2 protein-coding genes are annotated in these 3,226 nt (G+C 22.7%); both read right to left on the reverse strand.

Annotated features, from left to right (window positions below):
• Positions 1 to 93: 93 nt before the first annotated feature.
• A complete protein-coding gene (locus tag A9758_RS02360) occupies positions 94 to 1,983 on the reverse strand; it encodes a hypothetical protein (RefSeq protein ID WP_011405835.1) in 1,890 nt (629 codons plus the stop codon).
• Positions 1,984 to 1,994: 11 nt separating this feature from the next.
• Positions 1,995 to 3,226, reverse strand: a 1,232-nt coding sequence (locus tag A9758_RS02365; protein WP_143740856.1) for a glycosyltransferase family 2 protein, incomplete at its 5' end; no start/stop codon positions are given.

Here is a 3,226-nt window from a genome sequence, read left to right on the forward strand (position 1 = left end):
TTTTTTTTAAATTTTTTTTTTTTTTTTTGAATAAATAATTAATGAAAAAATATAATATCAAAAAAATAATAATAGTTGTTAAATATCAATTATTTATTTAAGAAATGTTAATTCTTTTAATAATTCTTTTTTAGTTTTTATATTATATTTATTATGTCTATTTGGTTTTCTACCTTCATAGAATCCATGACAAATGTAATGTGTTTCTGGATTTAAAAGTTTTAACCATTTTATCCGTGATAGGTCTTTGTTTTCACTTAGGTAATATCCTACATTGAACCATGGATTATTTTTTAAAAGAGAATATATTTCCAAATCCTGGTTTTTATCTGATGATTTAAGTAATATATACACATATGTAAAGAAATCATTAAATATTCGTTTTAAGATACTTGAATTATTTTTATAATAGGTTATTTCCATGTTTTTATCATTGATAATTTTCTTTTTTTCATCAAGGTCATTGAATGATTTTTTAAGTATTTCATGTATTTCTTCATTTTCTTTAATTATATTATCAGATATTTTAGTCTTGTTTTTTATTTCATCATATTTTTTATTTAAATCAGAATATTTTTTATTTATCTTATTAACATTAAGTTTTTCTATTTCTGAACGATTTAGCCAATATAATCTCTGTTTATATAATGTTTCAGAAACATTATTCAAAGAAGTTAATCTGGATTTAAAGTAATTTTCATAATCTTTATGTTTCATATTAGTCTTATTTAGATAATCTTTTAAATCAGGAAGTTTATCTTGAATTATTTGATGTAATACATCTTCTGATGATTTATAATCATTTAAATATGATTTGTATGGTAATTTGAATTTATCCATAGAACTATCTTCTTCACATATGGCCCAAATATCACTTCCACTACCTAAATAATCAGCTAGTTTTGAAGGTAAATATGGATTAATTTTAAAATCTTTTTTTGTAGGAGTATCATTAACAATCAAAATATCTAGTTTTGTAGATAAATTTAGGAATTCCAGTAGAGATACTTGGTTGTTAATAATAATACTTTCTGAAATGGATAAATCACTTATTAAATTTTTGATAAAGTTTGCATTTGATGTGAAAAAGTGAATTCTAATTCTCTTTTTAATTTTAGGATGTAATTTTTCAAAAGCATAAAACAGGTATTCTAAATGTCTTTTACCAACATATGTACCAAAATATCCAAAGTTTATAAAATTATTATCAATATTATAATCAGATTCTTTCACATGATAATATTTTTTGGGTAGTATGGGGTGGTGTTTTACCTCGGATTTTTCCATTACAAAATTTTTTATATTATATGGAAACTCTGATAACATGATTTCTCGTTGATTATGGTTGGTAAATCTAATTTTATCTGCAAAGACATATGGTAAATATTCACCAAGTAAATATAATCCATCATCTGGGTTAATATGAGGTAAATCTTCTTTTAAATCAATGGATTTATTATTATTGATGGTATCAATCGTTTTGTTAATTTTTTCTAGAAATACTTGATTGTGTATAACTGAATTTGATGGACGTACCTTATTATTTAAATCATAGAGTAATGGATCTGAAAATTCAGCAGTCCAACAAACATTTGGATGTTTTAATTTATATTCTAATGCTAAAAAATGTGAATCAATAGTCCAAGATCTACTTGTAATATTTTTGTACTCATAGTCTACCTTCTCAATTTCAATCATGGCCTCTTTAGTAAATTGGATTATATCATCTAATGCAATGGGAATAGCTGTTTTTTCTAAGTAAATTCTTTTATTTATATATTTTTCTATAAGATTATTGAAATCATAATCATATTTAACATTACTATTTAGTTTAATTTGAAAGGTATCTACTTTTTTATTAGCTTCCATAATTCTTTTAGATAGTACAATTCCACTAACATCATTCATAGGAGGAAATCTAGATGTAATTATTAAATCTTCACAAATATTTGAGGTATTCTTTTCAGTATTTTTATTTTTCATATTATCACAGTTTATTTTTCATCAGAATATTTTTCTAAGTAGTCTAATTCAACATAACTCCTTGATTTTAAGGTTCTTAAATAAAATAATTTGTTAGGTTCATTTAAATTATTTAACATAAGAGAATCAATTTTTTTATCTTCATGTAATTTTTGAAAATCATCATGCATTAAATCCCAAAAAGTATTTTTATATTTTTCTTCCATCATATGATACCATTGGGAGATATAATTTATTTTATAATTAGTTAATTGGTATTTATACATATTAACTAAATTCAATTCTTTGAAAATACTAATTACTTTATTACTTATGGGTATTACATCAAAGTATTTATTATCATATTCAGAAGTTATAGATGATGTATGTCTACTGCGTAAATAAAAATGTTTTTTTAATAACGACATTCTTTTAGCTTGCAACATCACACCCCAAAAGAAGGGATTATCTTCAAAAAGAAGTTTTTCAGCAAAGTGGACTTTTTTTACTAAACTTCTTTTATATATCTTCTGACATGCACTTATTGATATACTGAATATAATGTTAGAAATATCTTCATGTGAGAAAACTTTATTTTCAAAATCATCAGGAATAGGTGTTAAATTGTAGTAACTATCCTCATAATATTCACCAGTTTCTTCTGAATAATTTTTCATTAAGAATAATAAAATGTCTAAATCATTTAATTTAACTTTTTTATATAATTCTTCACATGTATTTAAGTCTATCCAGTCATCAGAATCAAGAAACATAATATATTCTCCAGTAGCCATTTTTATAGCTTTATTTCTAGCTACTCCGGGACCACTATTTTTTTGTGTAAAAAATTTAAATCTATGATCCTTATTTGCATATTTTCTAAATACATCTAAAGTATTATCTGTAGATCCATCATCAGCACAAATTATTTCAATATTTTTTAATGTTTGATTTTTTACACTATTTAAACATCTTTTTAGATATTCCTCTCTATTGTATGCACAGATAATGATGGATATTTTTGGTGTGTTAGATTTTTTATTTGAATTATTATTTTGCATCTGTTCAAATTCAATTTTTTTAAGTGTTATGTCTTCATCTATTTTAATTAATCTTTTTTCATACTCCTTTTGATTTTTTTCTAAATTATTTGTTATTTTATTAAGATTATCAACGTATTTCACATGTTTTTGATCTATTTTTTCTTCCTGAACTTTTAATTTTTCTTGTAGTTGTATAATATTAGTTTCTTTATCTTCCAAGT

It is taken from the genome of Methanosphaera sp. A6, from assembly GCF_001729395.1.
GTDB lineage: Archaea > Methanobacteriota > Methanobacteria > Methanobacteriales > Methanobacteriaceae > Methanosphaera > Methanosphaera stadtmanae.